This window comes from Amycolatopsis sp. NPDC048633, assembly GCF_040650695.1.
Lineage (GTDB): Bacteria > Actinomycetota > Actinomycetes > Mycobacteriales > Pseudonocardiaceae > Amycolatopsis.
Window position 1 is genome coordinate 25,058 of record NZ_JBEZHS010000046.1, and the last position, 18,847, is coordinate 43,904.

The following is an 18,847-nucleotide window of genomic DNA, read 5'->3' on the forward strand; positions in this document are numbered from 1 at the left end:
CGTTCGTTTCCGTCTTGGACAGCATGAGCGAAGCCGGTGAGACTGCGGAGGTCGCTCAAGATCGGAAAGGTTGCCTCGTGCCGTTCCCCCACGTCCGGCGGGCCACGCTCGCCGCGCTGGCCCTCGTGTCGCTCACCGCCTGCGCCGCCGAAGCCCCCGCACCGGCTCCCGCGCCGCCGGCGTCGTCGTCGTCGAAAACCGCCGCCGCCCCGCAAGCGGACTTCGCACCGCTGGAGCGTGAGTTCGACGCCCGCCTCGGCGTGTACGCCGTGGACACCGGCTCCGGCCGCGAACTCGCCCACCGCGGCGACGAACGCTTCGGCTACGCCTCGACGCACAAGGCGTTCTCGGCCGCGGCCGTCCTCCAGCGCACGAGCCTCGACGGGCTCGCGAAGGTGCTGAAGTACACCCGCGCCGACCTCCAGTCGAACTCCCCGGTCACCGAAAAGCACGTCACCACCGGCATTTCCCTGCGCGACGCCATGGACGCGGCGTTGCGCTACAGCGACAACACCGCCGCGAACCTCCTGTTCAAGGAGCTCGGCGGGCCGCCGGGGCTCGCCGCCGCGCTGCGCGGGATCGGCGACACGACCACGCACGTCGACCGGACCGAACCCGGCCTCAACGATCTCGCGCCGGGCGACATCCGGGACACGAGCACCCCGCGCGCGATGGCCGCCAGCTTGCGCGCGTTCACCCTCGGCACCGCGCTGCCGCCGGAGAAGCGCACCGTGCTCACGGACCTGATGCGTGCCAACACCACCGGCGCGACCGTGATCCGCGCGGGTGCGCCCGCGGGCTGGGCCGTCGCCGACAAGACCGGCACCGGCGACTACGCGACGCGCAACGACATCGCCGTGGTCTGGCCGCCCGGGCGCGCACCGATCGTCGTGGTGGTCATGTCCGACAAGAAGACGGAGGACGCGGAACCGGACGACCGGCTGCTCGCGCAGGCGGCGAAGCTCGTCTTCAGCGCTCTCAAGTGAGGACGCGGACCTCGAGGTCGACGCCGCGCGTGCCGACGACCACGGCCCGCACGAGCGAACCCGGTTCCGGCGCCGCTCCGGCGAACGTCACCTGCCCGTCGACCTCCGGTCCCTGGTGCGCCGCCCAGCCGCGGCCGCCGGTCCCGACGACCACCTCGACTCTCGTGCCGAGCCGGTCCTCCGCGCGCTGGGAGACCAGGGTGTCGGCGAGGACCGACAGCTCCTCGACCCGCTCGGCGAGCAACGCGGCGGGGACCTTGTCCGGCAGACCGGCGGCCTCGGTGCCGTCCTCGTCCGAGTACCCGAACACGCCGGTGGCGTCCAGCCGAGCCTGCTCCAGGAAGAGCTTCAGCTCGGCGAAGTCGGCGTCGGTCTCGCCGGGGAAGCCCGCGATGAAGTTCGAGCGCACGCCGGCGTCCGGCGCCACGGCCCGGATCCCGTCGAGCAGTTGCAGGAACCGCTCGCGGTCGCCGAACCGGCGCATCCGGCGCAGCACCGGCCCGCTCGCGTGCTGGAACGAGAGGTCGAAGTACGGTGCGACGCCCGGCGTTCCGGCGATCACCTCGACGAGGCTGGGGCGCAGCTCGGCCGGCTGCAGGTAGCTCACGCGGACGCGGTCGGTGACGGCGGCGAGCTCCGGCAGCAGCTTCTCCAGTGCCTGCAGGTCGCCGAGGTCCTTGCCGTACGACGTCGAGTTCTCGCTGACCAGCACCAGCTCACGCACGCCGTGGCCGGCGAGCCATTCGGCTTCGGCGAGGATCTCGGCGGGCGGCCGCGAGACGAACGCGCCGCGGAAGCTCGGGATCGCGCAGAACGTGCACCGCCGGTCGCAGCCCGACGCCAGCTTCAGCGACGCGATCGGGCCGCCGCCGAGCCGGTGCCGCAGCACCGGCGGGCCACTCGCCGGGCCGGCGTGCCCGGGCACGTGGGCGACGACGGAGGCGGGCCGCTGGACCGGCGTGATCGGCAGCAGCGTCCGCCGGTCGCGCGGGGTGTGCGCGGGCCGGGTCCGGCCCTGGAGGACGTCTTCGATGCGGTCGCCGATCTCCGGGTAGTCGTCGAACGACAGGACGGCGTCGGCCTCCGGCAGCGCGTCCGCGAGCTCACGGCCGTAGCGCTCGGCCATGCAGCCGACCGCGACGACCTTCGCGCCCTTGCCGGACGCGGCGAGCACGGTGTCGATCGACTCCTTCTTGGCCGCTTCGATGAAGCCACAGGTGTTCACCACGACGACGTCGGCCTCGTCCCCGGCCTCGGCCAGGCGCCAGCCCGAACCGCCGAGGCGGGCAGCCAGCTCGTCGGAGTCGACCTCGTTGCGCGCGCAGCCCAGGGTCACCAGGGAGACGGTGCGCACGCCGTCAGTCCGCGACGACGTCGCCGTGGGCCGGCTGGTCGCCGATCGCGGTCACGAACTCGCCGCGGCCGGGCCCCGGGTCGCCGATCGCCCGGGTCTGCACCAGCACCGGCGCGTCGACCACCGGAGCGATGGCGTTCAGCGGCAGGTAGGCGGTGATCACCATGCCGCTGGCCAGCAGCACGCGAGCCACCTTCCGGCGCCGGTCACCGACTTCGTGGACGCCGACGCAGGTCCCCCACTGCTTCCCGGCCGGCGCCTCCGGGGCGCTCTCCTGCCGCAGCCGGCGTTCTTCGGCCATCCGCTCGAGCATGCTCACGGTTCCCCCTCGGTGCGTCCGGTAGCCGGTCGAGCCGAGAATCGCACGCCGCGCGAAAGCCCCTCAAGGTCTTCACCGGAAGTGGCCGGAAGCGGTCAGTGACCACCGAACAGGTGCCGGACCTCGGTTTCGACGTCGTCGAGCCACCCGGTCCGGCGCCGTTCGTCCGCGTCGGCGACCACCCGCAGCACGAGCCGGCGCACGTCCGGCTCGCCGAGGTAGGGCGCGAGACAGCGCTTCCAGATCGCGTCGAGCGGATCGCCGAACAGCGTCCGCTCGCGCTCCTCGGTGGTGTCGGACGTGTTCACGACCAGCAGCCGCCGCAGCGAGAGGAGCGACTCCGGCGCGCCGCCCGCGTCGTCGAGGCGGTAGGCGACGCCGGGGACGAGGATCCGGTCGAGCCAGCCGGCGAGGATCGCGGGCGGTTTGCCCCACCAGTTCGGGTGGATCGCGACGAGCCCGCCCGCTTCGCGCACTTCGTCCCGATGCTGCCGCACCAGCGGATCCGGCTCGGCGGCGAGGAACTCCTCCGCCCGCGTCCCGCTTGTGTAGGCCTCTTCCGCGGTGAGCACCGGGTCGAAGCGTTCGGCGTACAGGTCGTGGAAGAGCACCGGCCGCCCAGCCTGGGCCAGGGTCTCGCGGACCCTGGTGGCGAGCGCGTGGTTGAAGCTTCCCGGCCGAGGGTGGGCCAGCAGGACGACCACCGGCCGGGACGTCTCGTCGATCACCGGGTCAGCTTGCCACGGCGGCCGGCGTCAGCCCGCGTTCGCCAGCAGGCCCGGCCCCGACGGCGCGTTCGCCATCAGGCAGGCGTGGCACGGCATCCCGCGCAGCCCGTCGAGCACTTCGGCCTCGCCGGGGAAGATCCCCTCGCCGCACAGCGCGGTCAGCTGCGCCGGCACGGCGCCCGCGGGCGGGACGGGGATCAGGTGACAGACGCGTCTGCTTTCGCCGACGACGCCTCGGCGTAGCCGCACCAGCGCGAGCATCCCACCGTTTTCACCCATACACGGAACGTAGGCCGAACGGCTCATTCCAGCTTCGTGCCCGCGACCCAACGATCTTCGGCGGTGGTGGTCCGGGACACCAAAGTCACACCGGCGACAGCACGGCCGCGCCCAGGCGGTGGCTCAGGTTCAGCGCGAGCTCGACGTCCAGGCGGCTTTCGGCGAGCTCGCGCGGCAGCAGCTCCTGCGCCTTGCGGACGCGGTACTGGACCGAGTTCTTGTGCATCGTCAGCTCGCCCGCGGCCGCCGTGTAGCTGCCGCCGGACGCGAGGAACACGCGCAGGGTGTCGCGCAGCCGCGCGCAGTTCTCGTCGTCGGCGCTCAGCGGCCCGAGCGTGCTCGAGACCCACAGCCGGGCCGCGTTGAGGTCGGTCGTCATCAGCGCGACCGTGCCGACCTCCCGGAAGGTCAGCACGCGGTCGCAGTGCTCGCCGGCGGCCAGCGCCAGCGCGTGCACCCGGCGGGCCTGCTGGTGGGTGTCGCGGAAGCCCGCGACGCCGGTGCCGGGGTCGCCGACCGTCACGCGCACGCCCGGGTCGGCCTCCGCGAGCACCGCGTCGAGGTGCTCACGGCGGACCGACTCGACCGGGAGCCACGCCCACGCGCCGGCCACGTCGCGGGGCACGAACAGCGGACGTCCCTGGCCGCCGGCGCGCTCGAGCACGGCGCCCGCGACCGACTCCAGCAGCGACAGCACGTCGTGGGACTCGGACGCGTGCCAGACGACCATCCCCACGTGCGAGCCGCGCAGGCGGTAGCCGATGACCGCCTCGGCGGCGTCGACGTCGGCCGGGCCGGCGTTCTCGCTCAGCAGGTCCAGCACCTTCGCCGCCCGCGCGGCACTCCGGTTGAGCAGCCACTTGTCGCGTTCGTCCTGGTAGACGCTCACCAGCTGGCGCACCACCCGCGTGATGAACTCGTAGGCGACCTTGAGCAGCCGGCGCATCATGGCCCCGAGCAGGGCCGCGTCGTCGACGAGCCGGATGCACTCCTGGAACCCGAAGTCGAGCATCGCGGCCTGCCCGAGGTCGTACGCGCGGATCAGGTCGAACACCGGCGTGCCGCGTTGCGCCAGCCGGCGCGCGTACTCCATGGCCGCGGCCGGCGGGTCGACGGTCGCCGGGTCGATGCCGTGCCGGAAGATCTGCAGGGCCGTCTCGATGTTCTGGTAGACGCTCGCCGACAGCAGGCTCACCATGCGCTCGTCGTCGTTGACCAGCTGCGGCAGGTCGGCCGCGTACAGCTGGACCAGCTCCCCGGTCAGCTCGCCCGCCCGGTCCGCGAGAGTGCCGGCGATCTGCCGGAGGCGGTCCGCGACGACTTGTTCGTCCACCATGGAGCCACCCTACGGGGTGAACGATCAAGCTCGTCCGGCGAACTCGTCGATCAAGCCGAACGTTTCGGCCGGAGCCTGAACGTGGGGCACGTGGCCGGCGCCCGCCACGACCTCGAACCGCGCGTCGGCGAACGCGGCCGCGTAGACCTTGCCGAACTCCGGCGGCACGACGACGTCGTCGGCACCCCAGACCAGCAGCGCCGGGATCCGGACGCGCGCGAGCCGGCGCAGCAGCTTCGGGTCGGCGATCCGCGGGCCGCCGTAGACCCGCAGCGCGGCCATGTCCGCGGGGTCCGGCCCGGGCGCGCCGGGCGGCGGCTGCGGCAGGCTGATCGGGTGGCCCTCGACGTCGGGACCGATGCCGTCGAGCACGACCAGCCTGCCGATCCGGCGGCCACGGTCGCGGACGGCCATTTCGGACGCGACCCAGCCACCGAAGGAGCTGGCGACGACGAGGACGTCACTCACGTCTTCGTCGTCCAGGAGGTCGAGGTAGGTCACGGCGAGGTCGTCGACGCCGGAGAACCAGTCCGGGCGGGGCGTGCCGGCCCAGCCCGGGTGCGTCGGCGCGAGCACGCGCGCGTCCGGTGCGAAGTGCTCGACGATCGGCTCGACGCCCCGCGGGCCGGCGCCGCCGTGCAGAACCAGCACGGTGCGGTCGCCGCTGCCGGTGTCGACGAGCGGGATGTCCAGCCCCGGGTGGGGGCGCAGTGTTCGGGTCATGGTGGTTTCCTTCCGGTCAGGAGTGGGCGGTGTGGGCCAGCATCTGGTCGACCATCGCGGCGGGCGCGTCCGGCCGGAAGCAGGCTTCGAGGTTGAACGCCGAGTCGCGGGCCGCTTCTTCCGCCCGGGGGAACAGCGCGGCTTCGTACGCCGCGAGAGCGCTTTCGACGTCGTCGTGGGCGGCCAGCGCAAGAGCCAGTTCGGTGGCGTCGAGCATGGCGAGGTTCGCGCCCTCCCCCGCGAACGGGGACATCACGTGCGCGGCGTCGCCGAGCAGGGTCACCCCCGGCACGCGGTCCCACCGGTGGCCGACCGGCAGGGCGTGGATCGGGCGCGGGATCAGCTCTTCGTCGCTGTCCTCGACGAGGGCGCGCAGCCCGGCGTCGAAGTCACCGAAGACGTCGAGCAGGCGCGCGCGGTCGGCCAGGCCGGTGACCTCGTCGGGATCTTCGTTCTTGACGGCGGCGTACACGCGGATCCGGCCGCCGCTGGTGCGCTGGGCGATCAGGCCCTTCCCGCCGGCCAGCGCGAACATCGAGCCCGAGCCGACGAGCGCGGCCGCGGCCGGGTGCTTTTCGTCCACATCGGACAGATGGGCCTCCACGAACGACAGCCCGGAGTAGACCGGGACGGCGGGCGACAGCAGCGGCCGGACCTTCGACCACGCGCCGTCCGCGCCGACGATCAGGTCGGCTTCGACGACCTCGCCGGTGCCCAGGGTGAGCCGGCCGGCGGCCGCCGCGGTCACCTTGGTGCCCCAGCGGACGACGCCGGCCGGCAGCGATTCGACCAGGATCCGTTTGAGCGCACCGCGATCGACCTCGGGCCGGGTGCCGCCGCTCGCTTCGGCGGTCTCCTCGAAGCGGACGACGCCGTCGCGGTCGAGGATCCGCAGGGCCTCGCCTTCTTCCCGGGCGATGGCGCGGAACTGCCCGGTCAAGCCCGCGTCGGCGAGGGCGCGCTGACCTGACTCCTCGTGGAGGTCGAGCGTGCCGCCCTGGTCACGGGCGATCGGTGAGGCGTCGAGCTCGTAGACGGTCGACGCGATGCCACGGGTGTGCAGGACGCGGGCCAGCGTGAGGCCGCCCAGGCCGCCGCCGACGATGGCGATTCCGGTCATCAGGTCTCCTCGGGTTCGGGGCGCGGGGTGGCGAGCGCGCCGTTGAGCAGCGCGTCGAACGCCCACCGCGCGCGGGCGGGGCCGGGGCCGGACACCAGGTCGGCGGCCAGCGCGGCGATGTGCGGGTGGGTCCGCGGGGAGGCCGTGGCCAGGGAGTCGACCATGACGTCGTGCTCGCGGGCGGCCCCCGGCTTCTCGCGGCGGCTGCCGTGCTCGACGGCGGTCGCCGTGGCAGTCAGCAGCAGCACGTCGACCGCCCAGGCGGCCTGCCCGGGCGCCATGCCTCCCTCGTCGAGCAGCGCGAGCACCGCCTCGACGACGGCCAGGTAGTGCGGCCCGCTCAGCCGGGTCACCAGCGCGACGCGGGCAAGACTCGGGTGCGCGAACAGCACCGACCGGTAGGAGTCCAGCACCGCCCAGAGGCGCTCGCGCCAGTCCCCGGCCCCGCCGAGGCCGACCTCCGCGAGCAGCTCGTCGAGCACCGCGGCGTGCAGTTCTTCGGTGTCCTTGACGTACACGTAGAGCGAAGCCGCACCGGTGTCCAGCTCCTTGGCGAGCCGGCGCATGGTGACGCGCTCGACGCCTTCGGCGCGCATGACCGCGACCGCCGTCGCGACGATCCCTTCGCGGGTCAACGCCGGTTTCGCCGGACGCTCCCGGCGGTTGTAGGTGCTTTCCGGAGCCATGCTTCCACTGTAGCGAACATGTTCGTTCCGTGCACGTTCGGGACGAACATGTACGTGCCGCCCGGCACGGAGTTCCGCCGGGTGGCACCACCGGCTGCCGCCGGCACGGGTCAAGGTGGACAACCGGGGCGTCGGGACGATCACCTTCGGCACCAGCCGGTGGACCCTCGCTGATCCGCCAGGCCCAGAGCACACCACTGCCCCGCTGAATATTTCCAGAGGGAAAACATTCGAAACAATCGCGAAACACGGACCAGTTCCCTAACTGGTCTGGACCACTGAACGAAGATCACCCGTCTGGCGGTTTCCGCTTCCACCGCAGGGTAAACCCAAAGGTACAGACCACTGCACCGAAATTTTCGGAAAACCGGTTAAGCAACTTTCGGGGGGTGTGTCACCTTCTCACGGGCGGTATATCTGGAATACACCGAATCCGCGGAGGCCGGCGACACCGCCGGCCGTCCGATGCCGCCCGCACCCCGCTCACCGGAGGCACCATGCACCGCCTGGACCCGGCCCGCGACCACGTCATCGGGCTCTACCGCATCGTCATCGGCTTCCTGTTCGCCTGCCACGGCCTGAAAACGTTGTTCGGCGTGCTCGGCGCGAAGGCCCCCGCCGCCGTCGGGGCGTGGCCGGGCTGGTGGGCCGCGGTGATCCAGCTCGTCTGCGGCGCGCTCGTCTGCCTGGGCCTCGGCACCCGGGCGGCCGCGATCCTCGGCTCCGGCTCGATGGCCTTCGCGTACTTCACCGCGCACCTGCCGGACGGCCTGCTCCCGATCCAGAACGGCGGCGAGGCCGCGACCCTGTTCTGCTGGAGCCTGCTCGTCGTCGCGTTCGTCGGCCCGGGCCGCTTCGCGCTCGGCAACCTTCCCGCCCTGCAAAGGACTTCCGAGCCGGCACGGGCCCGCGTCACGGCCTAGGCGTGCCGGCTAGGGGCGCGAGATCCCGACGCCGCTGCGTGCGTCGGCGCCGTACTTGGCCAGCTCCGCCGCGAGATCGAGCCGCCCGCTCTTCCCCCGGTCGGCGTCGGTCAGCAGCTCGCGCGGGATGAGCCAGACGACCTCGAACTCGAGCCCGCTGGGATCCTTGGCGTACAAGGACTTCGTGGTGCCGTGGTCGGACGAACCGACCAGCGCGCCGGCCTCCTTGAGGCGGCCGGCGAGCCGTTCGAGGTCGCCGAGGGTGTCGACTTCCCACGCGAGGTGGTACAGCCCCACCGACGTCTTCCCCGCACCCGAGTCCGCGGCTTGCGAGCCGAGCTCGAACAGGCCGAGGTCGTGGTCGTTGGTCGACCCGGGCGCCCGCAGGAACGCCGCACCGGGGTACGCCTCGCCGTCTTCGGTGTAGCCGAAGCCGAGCACGTCCCGGTAGAACGCGACGCTTTCGGCCAGATCCCGGACGTAGAGCACGGCGTGGTTCAGGCGGAAGATCGACATCGGGGCTCCCCGCGCGCGGCACAATCGGTTGAAGTTTCAACTGAAGGTTACCACGAACGACAACACCGGACGCCTACCGAGACCCACTCTCGGTAGGCCTAGAACCGACCGGGCGACAAACCTTCGACACCGGATCGAGGCCCTGGTCAGGTGCCCCCGCGGTTCGTAGGGTGGATCCACCGCAGGACACCGTGTCAGCTGTCCGGCGGGCTGTGGTGCCCCGGATCCGACCTTTCCCCGAAGCCAAGTCCGGGGCGCCACAGCATTCAGCTGACGGTGCCGCTCTCCCACCACCAGCTCTGCGAGCCGTAGGCGTACTCGACGCGGCTGTCGACGTGCTGGTGCGCGTCCGAGAGCGTGTACCGCTCCAGCCCGGAGAACCCGCAGGCTTCGGCGAGCACGTAGACCTGGCGGGTGCTCAGGCCGCTGACGTAGGCGTCGGCCGCGGTGCCGTAGACGTGCATGCTGTTCGACGCGCCGCCGACGGACTGGTTGTGCGCGATGCTGCGGAAGCCCGAGGAGATCGTGATCGCCCGGCCGCCCGCCTTGAGCCGCAACGCTTCCAGCTTGTACATCAGCCGCCGGACGTTCTCCTTGACCGTCGCCGCGGCGACCTTCCCGCTCCCGAACCCGGTGCCGTCCTTCGACATGAACTCACTCCACTCGAAGTGCGCGGTCGAGCCGTCGGAAGCCTCCAGGGCGTTGAGCGCGGCGAAGTCGTCGGCGTCGGCGACCCCGTTCGCGGTCAGGTGGTTCGCGGCCTGGAACCGCTTCAGCGCGGCGGTGGTGCCGGGCCCGAACTCCCCGTCGACGGCGACGTACGTCTGCTGCGGACCGTCGGCGGCCCACCCGGCGACGCGGATCTGGAGTTCCTTGACGGCGGCCCCGGTCGAGCCGGACTTCAGCGACGCCGGCCACGCATAGGCTTCCGCGACCGCGGGAAAGGCCGTCATCGCGGCGACGCCACCGGCCAGGGCGAGCCCCGACTTGATCAGGGTGCGGCGGTCGAAGCGGGACGGGCTCATCGAGACCTCCGAAGGGGTTGGCGACAAGGGCGCCGCAGCAGACCCCGGCCGGCCAAACATCCGCCAATCCCGGCCCCGGGCCGCACGGAGGGTCACTGCGTCCGGCGCTCCGGTCGTGAATTCCTGACCAGCCGGCTGGCTTCATTTACATACATACATCACGTATGTATTCTCGCCTCATGACGAAGCGAAGCGAATCCCTGGGTCAGGAGCACCGGGTCCGGCTGCCGGCCGGCGAGGTGCGGTACTTCGAGCGGGGCGAGGGCTCCCCGGTGGTGTTCGTCCACGGGGTGCTGACGAACGCCGAGCTGTGGCGGAAGGTGGTGCCGGACGTCGCCGCCGCCGGATTCCGGTGCCTGGCCCCGGATCTGCCGCTGGGCTCGCACGACATCCCGATGCGCGCGGACGCCGATCTCTCCCCGGCCGGCAACGCCGACCTGATCGCGGACTTCCTCGACGCGCTGGACCTGCGGGACGTCACGCTCGTCGCGAACGACACCGGCGGCGCACTGACGCAGATCCTGCTCAGCCGCCGGCCGGAGCGGGTCGGGCGGGTCGTGCTGACGCCGTCCGACTGCTTCGAGTACTTCTTCCCGCCCATCTTCAAGGCGCTTCCGCCGATCGCCCGGATCCCCGGTTCGATGGCGGTGCTCGGCCAGCTGCTGCGGATCCGCGCGCTGTACCCGTTGCCCCTGCTCTTCGGCTGGGTGACCAAGCGGCCGCTGCCGGACGAGGTGGCGCAGGCCTACCTCTCGCCGCTGCGCAAGTCCGCCGGGGTGCGCCGCGACCTGCGCAAGCTGCTGCGCGAAGTGCACCCGCGGCACACGCTGGCCGCCGCCGAGGCGCTGCGGACCTTCGACCGGCCGGTGCTGCTCCCGTGGGGCCCGGAGGACAAGTTGTTCCCCATCGGGCTGGCCCATCGGCTCGCCGCGCTGCTGCCGGACGCGAAGGTCGTGGAGGTCCCGGACGCCTACACGTTCCTGTCCGAGGACCAGCCCGCCGCGCTGGCCGGGCACATCGCCGAGTTCGCGGGCGTCATGGCAGATTAGGCGGGTGCGACGTACCCAGCAGGACCGTTCCGCCGGCACGAAGGCCGCCCTGGTCGCGGCCGCGCGGGAACTGTTCGCCGCCCGCGGCTACCAGGCCGTCCCGGCGGACGAGATCACCCGCGCCGCCGGCGTCACGCGCGGCGCGCTGTACCACCACTACGCCGACAAGCAGGGCCTGTTCCGCGCCGTCGTCGAAGAGCTCGAACGCGAGCTGACCCAAGAGGTCGAGGCGGCGTTCGCCGGTGGCGCGGACCCGCTGACCGGCATGCTGCAGGGCCTCGGCGTCTTCCTCGACGCCTGCCTGCGCGAGGAGGTCCGCCGCATCTCGCTCACCGACGCGCCCGCCGTGCTGGGCTGGGACGTCTGGCGCGAGATCGAGGCGGAGTACGGCCTCGGCCTGATCGTCTCGGTGCTCGAGCAGGCCAGGGCGGACGGGCTGATCGTGGAGATGCCCGTTCGCGCCCTGGCGCAGCTGGTGCTCAGCGCGGTGATGGAGGCGGCGAGGATGATCGCCGCGGCGGACGACCCGGCGCAGACCCGCGCCGAAGTCCAGCAGGTCCTCGGCGGCTGGCTCGCGAGCCTCCTGCGGACCTAGCGCGTCCGATAGGTGCTGAGCACGCCGGACCCGATCCGGGTGGCCGACACCAGCCGCAGGTCCGCGGGCGCCGGGACGTCGTCGAAGAGCCGCCGGCCCTCCCCCACCACGCTGGGGAACACGAGCGGGCGGTACTCGTCGGCCAGGTCGCGGCGGCCGAGCGCCTGCGCGATCCCGACCGAGCCGATGACGATCAGGTCCCGCTCGTGGCGCTGGGCTTCGTCGACGAGATCTCCTTGCAGCAGCGAGGAGTTCTGCCAGGCGGACACATCGCCGAGCGTGCGCGAGGCCGCCAGTTTCCGGGCCGCGTTCAGCCGGTCCGGGAACTCGCACCGCGCCCTCACCGGTACCTACCGCGGTCGTGGGCCGGATTCATCGCTCAGGTGGGACGGAGTTGTCCCGTCCGCGACGTCGACCGCGTCGAACCACCCGCAGGCGGGCTCGCCGGGCGGGCGGTCGAACCGCGTCACGTACGGTTTGACGTCGAGCACGGGGGTGCCGTCGAGCAGGTCGACCCCCGCGAAGCGGATGGTGCTGCCGGTGACGTCGAGCAGCCGGACCAGGCTCAGCCCGATCGGGTTGGGCCGGCGCGGGCCGCGCATGGCGAAGATGCCCATCCGGCGGCCTTCGCGGCGGAGGAGGTACGGAACCTGCGTCAGCCCGCCCGGCCGGTCGGGGCGGTCCAGCAGGCTGAGCAGCCACGCGTAGTCGAACCCGGCCAGGCCGGCCAGACCTTCGGCGAACCGCGGGTCGAGCTCGATCGTGCCTTCTTCGGCGCGGTTCGCCCCCGCTTGGACAGGGGTGTGCTCGAGGTCCGTGCGGGCGGTGCGCACGACACCGATCGGGATCATCGGTCCAGCGTAGGACCCCGCGACCGGTGCCGTGCGCGACCGTCACGCCGTGACGAGCGAGAGACCGTACGTCTGCAGGATCTCGTTCACCGGCTGGAACCACGTCTCGCCGCCGGAGCCGCAGTTGCCCCAGCCGCCCGAGGTCACACCCTGGGCCTGGTCGCCGGTGATGAAGGAGCCACCGGAGTCACCGGGTTCGGCGCAGACGTTCGTGCGGGTCATCTGGTAGACCGCGCCCTGGGAGTAGTTGACGGTCTCGTTGAGCCCCAGCACCGTGCCGCAGTGCCAGTGCGTCGTCGAGCCCGAGCGGCACACCGACGTGCCGACCGGCGCGACCCAGGAGCCGCGGACGAGCGCGTCGCTGACCGTGCCCCAGCCGAGCACGACCGGCGCGGTCCACCAGCCGTTGCCGATGCGGATGAACGAATAGTCGTTGCCGGGGAAGGAAGAGCCGGCGAAGCTGCCCATCGCCGAGCCGTCCCAGCCGACGACCGAGCTGCCGGTTCCGCCGCAGTGGCCGGCGCTGACGAAGCCACCGTTCACGGAGAAACCGATCGAGCAGCGGGTGTTGCCGTTGATGTAGTAGGGGTCGCCACCGACGGTCCCCGCCGAGAACGGCTCGGCGGCCGGCGCGGTCGCCACCGTCACCGGGCCGGCTTTCGCCGCGCGGGACAGGAAGGCGTCGACGTCGGCGCCGTGCGCGCCCGGTCGCAGGGTGACCACGACGCTGCCGGCGCGGGGGTCGGTGCGCCAGCCGCTGACGGCGGCCGGCGCGGGGTCCGCCTTGGCGGAGGCGTCGATCGCGGCCTTGGTCGCGTCGAGCTTCGCGGCGCTGACCTGGGCCGGCGCGGTTTCGGCCCCGGCCTGCCGGACGGCTTGTGCCGCGGCCGGGTCGGTCACGCCGACCACGAGCTTGCCGAGCGCGGGGTCGAACCAGGCACCACCGAACGCGGCGCCGGCGGCCTGCTGCGCGGCCGGCATCACCCGCGCGGCGGTGATTTCCTGGCCGAGCCGGGTTTCGGCCTGGGCGGCGGTCAGGCCGAAGTCCCGCTGCATGGCGGAGACCAACCCGGGCGAGGCGACGGCCGGGCTGAGCGACGCGGAAGCGAGTGAGGCGGTCAGGACGGCGGCGCCGCCGAGGGCGAGGACGATTCTTCGACGCATGCGGTCTCCTTCGAGGCAGGGGGGAAAGAAACTCACCGTGCGCCGAGTGTGCGGGCGAAACGTGGAGGTGGTCCAGATTTGTCCGGTCTTCTGTCCGGAATTCGCGGAGGCGAACGTCTGTCCGTTGTGGACTGGACGGCGAGATGACTTGCCGGGCAACGGATTTCCGGAACGCGAAGAACCGCGAACAGGTGTCGCCTGTCCGCGTCGACGAAGGTCTGGACCAAGTACAGCACGCGAGTGGGGGCGGTGAACGGAACCAGAGTCTGCGGGGCAGCAGACGTGCATGAGTGTCCCTCTCAGCGGCACCCCGGCCGTTGACAGCCCGCACCCGCCAGGCGAGAATCATATTTCCTATAGGATTCTGGGGCAGGGGGATCGTTGACTGTCGTCACGCGGGCCGAGGCCTTTCTCGTCGATGTCGAGGTCGAGCAGGCGCGGACCGACGCCGTGCAGGCGTTCACCTCCCAGGAGACCGTCTTCGTCGAACTGACCACCGACGACGGCGGCCGCGGGCTCGGCTACGCCTACACGATCGGCACCGGGGGCAGCTCCGTCGTCGCCCTGCTGCGCGACCACCTGCTCCCCCGGCTCGCCGGCCGGGACTCGCGGCGGGTCGAGGCGCTGTGGCGGGACCTCTTCGCCACCACCCGGGCGACGACCGTCGGCGCCATCACCTCGCTCGCGCTCGCCGCCGTCGACACCGCCCTGTGGGACCTCAAGTGCCGGCGGGCGGGCGAACCCCTGTGGCGCGTCGCCGGCGGGTTCCGGCCGCGCGTTCCCCTCTACGACACCGAGGGCGGCTGGCTGCACCTGAGCACCGAGGAGCTCGTCGCGGGCGCGAAGGCCGCCGCGAGCGCCGGGTGGGGCGGCGTCAAGGTGAAGATCGGCAAGCCCGACGCGAGCGAGGACCTCGAACGCCTCACCGCGGTCCGCGAGGCCGTCGGGCCGCGGTTCGACCTGATGGTGGACGCGAACCAGTCGATGACCGCCGCCGAGGCCGTCCGCCGGGCGGCGGCGTTCGGCCCGCTGGACCTGTTCTGGCTGGAAGAACCCCTGCCGGCCGACGACGTCTCGGGGCACGCCCGGCTCGCCGCGGCGACCGCCGTCCCGATCGCCGTCGGCGAGTCGCTCTACTCGGTCGCGCAGTTCCGCGACTACCTGCACCGCGGCGCCGCCTCGATCGTGCAGCCCGACGTGGCCCGGATCGGCGGCATCACGCCGTGGCTCAAGGTCGCCCACCTCGCCGAAGCCTTCAACGTCGAGGTCTGCCCGCACTTCCTCATGGAACTGCACGTGAGCCTCGCGGCGGCCGTGCCGAACGGGCGCTACGTCGAGCACATCCCGCAGCTGCGCGCGATCACGCGCACCGAAATCACCGTCGAGAACGGCCACGCGGTGCCCCCGGAAACGCCCGGGCTCGGAATCGACTGGGACCGCGACGCGATGGACAACCGCCGCACCTCGTGAAGAAACGCGGACACGACACCGTCCGGCCACCCGGAAAATGGGTGGCCGGACGGTTCCCGGCGAAAATCAGATTTCGTCGACCTGGTAGGTGACCACCCGCGCCGGGACGAGCAGCGCACCGGCGCATTCCGCGACCGCCGGGCCGAATCCGTACGGCACGAAATCGCCGGCCACGAACCAGAACGCGCCGCCGTTGGCACAGTGCGCGATCACGCGGTACCCGTAGCCCTCACCGGGGAAGCAGCTGACCGACACGCCCTGCCCGAAGAGCGTTCCGTAGCGCTCGCCGAAACAGCCGGGTGGCGCGAAGTCGCCGCCGGCCGCGGCCGCGGGCACGACCGACAATCCGAACAGCGAAAACACAGCAACCGCGAGAACCGCCAATTTTCTGCGCATGACCACTCCTCAACGCGGAGAACCCCGACGTTACCGAGCCTAGGAGTGCGGAAGAATTACCGGCAATTCATCGGGCCAGTGAATGCGAGTGCAGCGGAAAGTCACCACGCTGCTCCATCCGGGCTAGCCCGCGACCCTGGACGGATGGCGGAGGTGCGCACATTTCCTCAACGGCTGACGCAAACCCGATCCCGGCCGGAGTTCTTCGCTTCGTAAACGGCCTTGTCCGCCGCCCCGAGCACCTCGTCGACCCCGCGGCCCGCGGCCGGGTGGACCGCCACCCCGATCGACACCGAAAGCCCGGCGATCCTCGTCCCGTCCGCCACGACGACGGCGAGCTCCCCCACCGCGTCCCGGATCCGCTCGGCGACCGCCACGGAGTGGACGCGGCCGATGCCGGGCAGCAGCACGACGAACTCCTCCCCGCCGAACCGGCCGACCGAGTCGTAGATCCGCACCTCGCCCCGGACGGCCCCGGCGACCGCGCGCAGGACGTCGTCGCCCGCCAGGTGCCCGTGGGTGTCGTTGACGCGCTTGAAGTGGTCGAGGTCGAGCATCAGGATCCCGCAGTCGCCCCCGGCGCGCGCCGCCCGGCCCAGCTCGGCCTCGGCCCGCGCCCGCCACTCCGCGATGGTCAGCAGCCCGGTCTTGTGGTCGCGGCCGGCCTGCAGCTCCAGCCGCCGCCCGAGCTCCCCGCGCCGCAGCAGCACGAGCGGCAGCACCAGCAGCGGAACCAGCCACGGCCGGGCGGTCAGCAGCACCGCGGCCGCGGCCCCTAGGCACAGCGTCGCCGCGTCGAGCACGTTCTCCGGCACCGACCCGGCCAGCGACAGCAGCGGGCGGGCCGGCTCGTGCAGCTTGAACCCGACCATCACCAGCAGGGTGTTGACCAGGAAGAACGTCAGCCCGGCGGCCACCGTCGCGACCACGCCCGGCGCGCCGGTGCCGACGCCGAACAGCTCGGCGACGCCGCGGGCGGCGAAGATGGTGACCACGTACGTCGCCACCGAGCACGTCAGCCGGTACAGCCGTGCTCCGGGCACGCTCGCCATCCGCAGCCACAGGTGGCCGTAGATCAGCACGGTGAGCACGGACGCGAGCGCCGGCGGCGTCGACAGGGTCGCGGCGAAGAACCAGACCGAGCTGACGCTGACGTGCGGGTTCCCGGCGAGGAACCGCCGCATCCGCTCGGCCTTCGCCGACAGCTCGGTCTGCACCACCGCCGAACCGAGCAGGATCGCGCAGAAGACCCATTCCCGCGTGGTCGGTGCCGTCGACGGCACCGCGAACGGCAGCACGACGGCGGTGACCTCGAGGACCAGGTAGTACGGCAGCACCCCGGCCGGTGCGGTGTGCAGCCGATCGACGCGCGCCGGGTGTGCGGCGCTGACTTCCCCCTGCGGATCCACTTACCCTCCCGTGTCCGTGGATCAGCCGGGCTCCCCCGCCCGGCGACTCCGACGATAGGCGCGCGGGGCGCCTCGCGGAAGCCGCCGGACGGAGTGTCCGAAGAGGACGGTCAGCGGGCGAACGCGGTCAGGAAGCGGTCGCGGAAGGAGTCCATCTTCCAGACCGGGGCCTGCGCCGCGGGGTGCAGCCCGTCCGTCCAGCCCCAGCCGGAGATCCGGTCCAGCACCTTCGGGTCCTTCGCCACGATCGTGATCGGCACGTCGTGCACCGAGCCCTGCGGCGTGACCACCGGCGGCTGGTGGTCGCCGAGGAACACGAGGACCAGGTTGTCGTCGCCGTAGTGCTGGACGAACGAGATGAGCGTCTTGAGCGAGTAGTCGGTGGCGTCGCGGTAGGCGTCGCGGATCTTCGCCGGGTCCTTCCAGACCGACTCCGGCGCCTCCCCCGCACCCGGCTGCGGCGCGAAGATCGAGCCGTCGCCGACCTGGTTCCAGTCGACCAGCCAGGGCCGCGGCGACCAGGGCGCGTGGCTGGAGACGAGGTCCACCTCGGCCATCACCGGCTGCTGCGAGGACTTCGCCAGCTCGTTGCGCTGCAACATCGAGAACGTGTACTGGTCCGGCATCGTGGCGTAGGCGAAGCCGGGGCCTTTGTAGCCGATGTTGCGGAAGTCGTAGTAGGCGTCCGGGTGGTAGAACCGCTGACCCTCCGGCCAGTCCTTCGTGTGCGCGGGCACGTCCCAGACGGTCTTCCAGCCCGCCTTCTGGAACGCGCCGCCCAGCGTCAGCCGGTCGCTGTCGAGCAGGTTGTTGTAGCGCTGCTGGTTGTCGATCCACATGCCGGACTCGACGGTGGAATGCGCGAGCCAGCTCCCGCCGCCGAACGTCGAGGACGACAGGAACGCGCTCTTCGCACCGATGCCCGCCGCCTTCAGCTGCGCCGTGCCCGCGTCGAGCGTCGCGCCGATCTTCGGCGCGAACGCCGGGTCGTCGAGCGCGACGCGGCCGTAGCTCTCCACGAACGTGAGCACCACGTTCTTGCCGCGCAGCCCGGTCAGCAGCTGGTCACCCGGGGTGTTCCGGAACGCGTCCTCGGCGGCCAGCTCGCCGAACGGCCGCTGTTCCCGCAGGTCCGTGCTCACCTGGCGCAGGTCGTCGTAGGCCAGGGCGGCGGCGTTCTGGGCCGCGACCGGCTGGCCCGGCGCGACCTCGACGCCGAACACCGAGCAGACGATCCAGATCACGCCGAGCACGGCCACCACGCGTGACGACCCGGTCCGGCGCCCGGCGGCGATCCGGGTGAGCCGCAGCATCGCGAGCACCATGAAGGCGATGACGGCGATCGCGAGCAGCACCGCGCCGGCCAGCGCGGCGTACGCGCCGGCGTCGCCGATCTCCCCGGCGAGGAACTCGACGCCGGCGTTGAAGAAGCTCCAGTCGTAGATCGGGTCGAACGGCTTCTCCAGCGTCGCGTAGAAGCCCGTGTCGAGCGCCTTCATCACGGTGAGCAAGCCGAGCCCCAGCCCGACCAGCACGGCGACGACGCGGCGCGCCCGCGGCGGCAGGACCAGCACGAACGCCGCGACGAGCAGGCCTTCCACCGGCACCCGGACCAGGGCTTCCGGCGAGAACGAGTTGAGGTCGTCCGGCGCGAGGAGCGCGAAGAGCACCAGGAGCGCGGCCAGGACGGTCAGCACCACGCCCGCGACGGCGTGCCGCCGGGCCGGCCGGGGCAGCCCGAAGTCGGGCAAGGACACACCTCCGTCCGGGGCGCGGCGGCGGGCACGCCGCGGCAGCGGCAGACCGGTGTTTCCCATCATGGCGGGGGCCTCACATCACGGTTCACAAGGGCGACCGCCGGGCCCCTGCGGCGGGGACGGCGGTCCTCACCGCATATACGGATCGGGGCGGCGCGTGG

The 18,847-nt window shown here is 72.1% G+C and carries 21 protein-coding genes; 5 read left to right on the forward strand and 16 right to left on the reverse strand.

Going from position 1 to position 18,847, the window contains the following annotated elements:
• The first annotated feature begins 77 nt into the window (after window positions 1–77).
• A complete protein-coding gene (gene bla, locus AB0C38_RS44435; RefSeq protein WP_360685851.1) occupies window positions 78–986 on the forward strand; it encodes a class A beta-lactamase in 909 nt (302 codons plus the stop codon).
• On the opposite strand, the gene rimO is transcribed toward bla, so the two are convergent.
• From rimO to AB0C38_RS44475, 8 genes are all read right to left on the reverse strand, one after another.
• Window positions 979–2,340: a 30S ribosomal protein S12 methylthiotransferase RimO gene (rimO, locus tag AB0C38_RS44440; protein WP_360685854.1), complete on the reverse strand. Its 1,362-nt coding sequence runs from the start codon at window positions 2,338–2,340 to the stop codon at window positions 979–981. The two genes, bla and rimO, sit on opposite strands and share 8 nt — an antisense overlap.
• Before the next feature lie 4 nt (window positions 2,341–2,344).
• Window positions 2,345–2,659, reverse strand: coding sequence for a hypothetical protein (locus AB0C38_RS44445; RefSeq protein WP_360685857.1), 315 nt, complete (start codon window positions 2,657–2,659; stop codon window positions 2,345–2,347).
• Between the two features lie 95 nt (window positions 2,660–2,754).
• Complete coding sequence (locus AB0C38_RS44450; RefSeq protein WP_360685860.1) at window positions 2,755–3,387, reverse strand: NAD(P)H-dependent oxidoreductase; 633 nt, start codon at window positions 3,385–3,387, stop codon at window positions 2,755–2,757.
• A 27-nt stretch (window positions 3,388–3,414) separates the two neighbouring features.
• Window positions 3,415–3,666 carry a hypothetical protein gene (locus tag AB0C38_RS44455; RefSeq protein WP_360685863.1) on the reverse strand — a complete coding sequence of 84 codons (252 nt, stop codon included), beginning with the start codon at window positions 3,664–3,666 and terminating at the stop codon, window positions 3,415–3,417.
• Between the two features lie 85 nt (window positions 3,667–3,751).
• Window positions 3,752–5,002 (reverse strand): helix-turn-helix domain-containing protein, encoded by a 1,251-nt coding sequence (locus AB0C38_RS44460; RefSeq protein WP_360685866.1) that lies wholly within the window; start codon window positions 5,000–5,002, stop codon window positions 3,752–3,754.
• A 24-nt stretch (window positions 5,003–5,026) separates the two neighbouring features.
• A complete protein-coding gene (locus tag AB0C38_RS44465; protein ID WP_360685869.1) occupies window positions 5,027–5,725 on the reverse strand; it encodes an alpha/beta hydrolase in 699 nt (232 codons plus the stop codon).
• 16 nt (window positions 5,726–5,741) lie between these two features.
• Window positions 5,742–6,845 carry an NAD(P)/FAD-dependent oxidoreductase gene (locus tag AB0C38_RS44470; protein ID WP_360685872.1) on the reverse strand — a complete coding sequence of 368 codons (1,104 nt, stop codon included), beginning with the start codon at window positions 6,843–6,845 and terminating at the stop codon, window positions 5,742–5,744.
• Window positions 6,845–7,531, reverse strand: coding sequence for a TetR/AcrR family transcriptional regulator C-terminal domain-containing protein (locus AB0C38_RS44475; protein WP_360685875.1), 687 nt, complete (start codon window positions 7,529–7,531; stop codon window positions 6,845–6,847). The genes AB0C38_RS44470 and AB0C38_RS44475 overlap by 1 nt, the downstream gene beginning before the upstream one ends.
• A gap of 497 nt (window positions 7,532–8,028) precedes the next feature.
• Here AB0C38_RS44475 and AB0C38_RS44480 point away from each other — a divergent pair, with 497 nt between their 5' ends.
• Entirely contained in the window at window positions 8,029–8,454 is a 426-nt protein-coding gene (locus AB0C38_RS44480; RefSeq protein ID WP_360685877.1) for a DoxX family protein, read from the forward strand.
• A 9-nt stretch (window positions 8,455–8,463) separates the two neighbouring features.
• Here AB0C38_RS44480 and AB0C38_RS44485 read toward each other — a convergent pair whose 3' ends face one another.
• Together AB0C38_RS44485 and AB0C38_RS44490 are read right to left on the reverse strand one after the other, a co-directional pair.
• A complete protein-coding gene (locus tag AB0C38_RS44485) occupies window positions 8,464–8,970 on the reverse strand; it encodes a VOC family protein (RefSeq protein ID WP_360685880.1) in 507 nt (168 codons plus the stop codon).
• Between the two features lie 266 nt (window positions 8,971–9,236).
• A complete protein-coding gene (locus AB0C38_RS44490; protein WP_360685883.1) occupies window positions 9,237–9,995 on the reverse strand; it encodes a D-Ala-D-Ala carboxypeptidase family metallohydrolase in 759 nt (252 codons plus the stop codon).
• Window positions 9,996–10,174: 179 nt separating this feature from the next.
• Between AB0C38_RS44490 and AB0C38_RS44495 the strand changes: the two genes are divergently transcribed.
• Together AB0C38_RS44495 and AB0C38_RS44500 are read left to right on the forward strand one after the other, a co-directional pair.
• The gene (locus tag AB0C38_RS44495; RefSeq protein ID WP_360685886.1) at window positions 10,175–11,044 is read left to right on the forward strand and encodes an alpha/beta fold hydrolase; all 870 of its coding nucleotides are present in this window, start codon (window positions 10,175–10,177) and stop codon (window positions 11,042–11,044) included.
• Between the two features lie 4 nt (window positions 11,045–11,048).
• Window positions 11,049–11,639: a TetR/AcrR family transcriptional regulator gene (locus tag AB0C38_RS44500; RefSeq protein ID WP_360685889.1), complete on the forward strand. Its 591-nt coding sequence runs from the start codon at window positions 11,049–11,051 to the stop codon at window positions 11,637–11,639.
• On the opposite strand, the gene AB0C38_RS44505 is transcribed toward AB0C38_RS44500, so the two are convergent.
• Genes AB0C38_RS44505 through AB0C38_RS44515 form a run of 3 tightly spaced genes read right to left on the reverse strand, consistent with a single transcriptional unit; the run spans window position 11,636 to window position 13,654 of the window.
• Window positions 11,636–11,983 carry a dihydrofolate reductase family protein gene (locus tag AB0C38_RS44505; protein WP_360685892.1) on the reverse strand — a complete coding sequence of 116 codons (348 nt, stop codon included), beginning with the start codon at window positions 11,981–11,983 and terminating at the stop codon, window positions 11,636–11,638. The genes AB0C38_RS44500 and AB0C38_RS44505 overlap by 4 nt on opposite strands.
• 6 nt (window positions 11,984–11,989) lie before the next feature.
• Window positions 11,990–12,490, reverse strand: a complete 501-nt coding sequence (gene tsaA / locus AB0C38_RS44510) for a tRNA (N6-threonylcarbamoyladenosine(37)-N6)-methyltransferase TrmO (RefSeq protein WP_360685895.1) — start codon at window positions 12,488–12,490, stop codon at window positions 11,990–11,992.
• A 42-nt stretch (window positions 12,491–12,532) separates the two neighbouring features.
• Window positions 12,533–13,654 (reverse strand): S1 family peptidase, encoded by a 1,122-nt coding sequence (locus AB0C38_RS44515; protein ID WP_360685898.1) that lies wholly within the window; start codon window positions 13,652–13,654, stop codon window positions 12,533–12,535.
• A 381-nt stretch (window positions 13,655–14,035) separates the two neighbouring features.
• Here AB0C38_RS44515 and AB0C38_RS44520 point away from each other — a divergent pair, with 381 nt between their 5' ends.
• Window positions 14,036–15,124: a mandelate racemase/muconate lactonizing enzyme family protein gene (locus AB0C38_RS44520; protein ID WP_360685901.1), complete on the forward strand. Its 1,089-nt coding sequence runs from the start codon at window positions 14,036–14,038 to the stop codon at window positions 15,122–15,124.
• Window positions 15,125–15,190: 66 nt separating this feature from the next.
• Here AB0C38_RS44520 and AB0C38_RS44525 read toward each other — a convergent pair whose 3' ends face one another.
• From AB0C38_RS44525 to AB0C38_RS44535, 3 genes are all read right to left on the reverse strand, one after another.
• The gene (locus AB0C38_RS44525; RefSeq protein WP_360685904.1) at window positions 15,191–15,520 is read right to left on the reverse strand and encodes a hypothetical protein; all 330 of its coding nucleotides are present in this window, start codon (window positions 15,518–15,520) and stop codon (window positions 15,191–15,193) included.
• A gap of 167 nt (window positions 15,521–15,687) precedes the next feature.
• Window positions 15,688–16,929, reverse strand: coding sequence for a GGDEF domain-containing protein (locus tag AB0C38_RS44530; RefSeq protein ID WP_360685907.1), 1,242 nt, complete (start codon window positions 16,927–16,929; stop codon window positions 15,688–15,690).
• A gap of 110 nt (window positions 16,930–17,039) precedes the next feature.
• Window positions 17,040–18,749, reverse strand: coding sequence for a sulfatase (locus AB0C38_RS44535; protein WP_360685910.1), 1,710 nt, complete (start codon window positions 18,747–18,749; stop codon window positions 17,040–17,042).
• Window positions 18,750–18,847: the final 98 nt, after the last annotated feature.

Bases quoted from the DNA above. Each gene is read 5' to 3' on its own strand.
- AB0C38_RS44485 (WP_360685880.1), bottom strand. From the start codon at position 8,970: ATGTCGATCTTCCGCCTGAACCACGCCGTGCTCTACGTCCGGGATCTG.
- AB0C38_RS44515 (WP_360685898.1), bottom strand. From the start codon at position 13,654: ATGCGTCGAAGAATCGTCCTCGCCCTCGGCGGCGCCGCCGTCCTGACC.
- AB0C38_RS44455 (WP_360685863.1), bottom strand. From the start codon at position 3,666: ATGGGTGAAAACGGTGGGATGCTCGCGCTGGTGCGGCTACGCCGAGGC.
- AB0C38_RS44525 (WP_360685904.1), bottom strand. From the start codon at position 15,520: ATGCGCAGAAAATTGGCGGTTCTCGCGGTTGCTGTGTTTTCGCTGTTC.
- AB0C38_RS44470 (WP_360685872.1), bottom strand. From the start codon at position 6,845: ATGACCGGAATCGCCATCGTCGGCGGCGGCCTGGGCGGCCTCACGCTG.
- AB0C38_RS44465 (WP_360685869.1), bottom strand. From the start codon at position 5,725: ATGACCCGAACACTGCGCCCCCACCCGGGGCTGGACATCCCGCTCGTC.
- AB0C38_RS44535 (WP_360685910.1), bottom strand. From the start codon at position 18,749: ATGATGGGAAACACCGGTCTGCCGCTGCCGCGGCGTGCCCGCCGCCGC.
- tsaA (WP_360685895.1), bottom strand. From the start codon at position 12,490: ATGATCCCGATCGGTGTCGTGCGCACCGCCCGCACGGACCTCGAGCAC.
- AB0C38_RS44490 (WP_360685883.1), bottom strand. From the start codon at position 9,995: ATGAGCCCGTCCCGCTTCGACCGCCGCACCCTGATCAAGTCGGGGCTC.
- AB0C38_RS44460 (WP_360685866.1), bottom strand. From the start codon at position 5,002: ATGGTGGACGAACAAGTCGTCGCGGACCGCCTCCGGCAGATCGCCGGC.
- AB0C38_RS44480 (WP_360685877.1), top strand. From the start codon at position 8,029: ATGCACCGCCTGGACCCGGCCCGCGACCACGTCATCGGGCTCTACCGC.
- AB0C38_RS44475 (WP_360685875.1), bottom strand. From the start codon at position 7,531: ATGGCTCCGGAAAGCACCTACAACCGCCGGGAGCGTCCGGCGAAACCG.
- AB0C38_RS44495 (WP_360685886.1), top strand. From the start codon at position 10,175: ATGACGAAGCGAAGCGAATCCCTGGGTCAGGAGCACCGGGTCCGGCTG.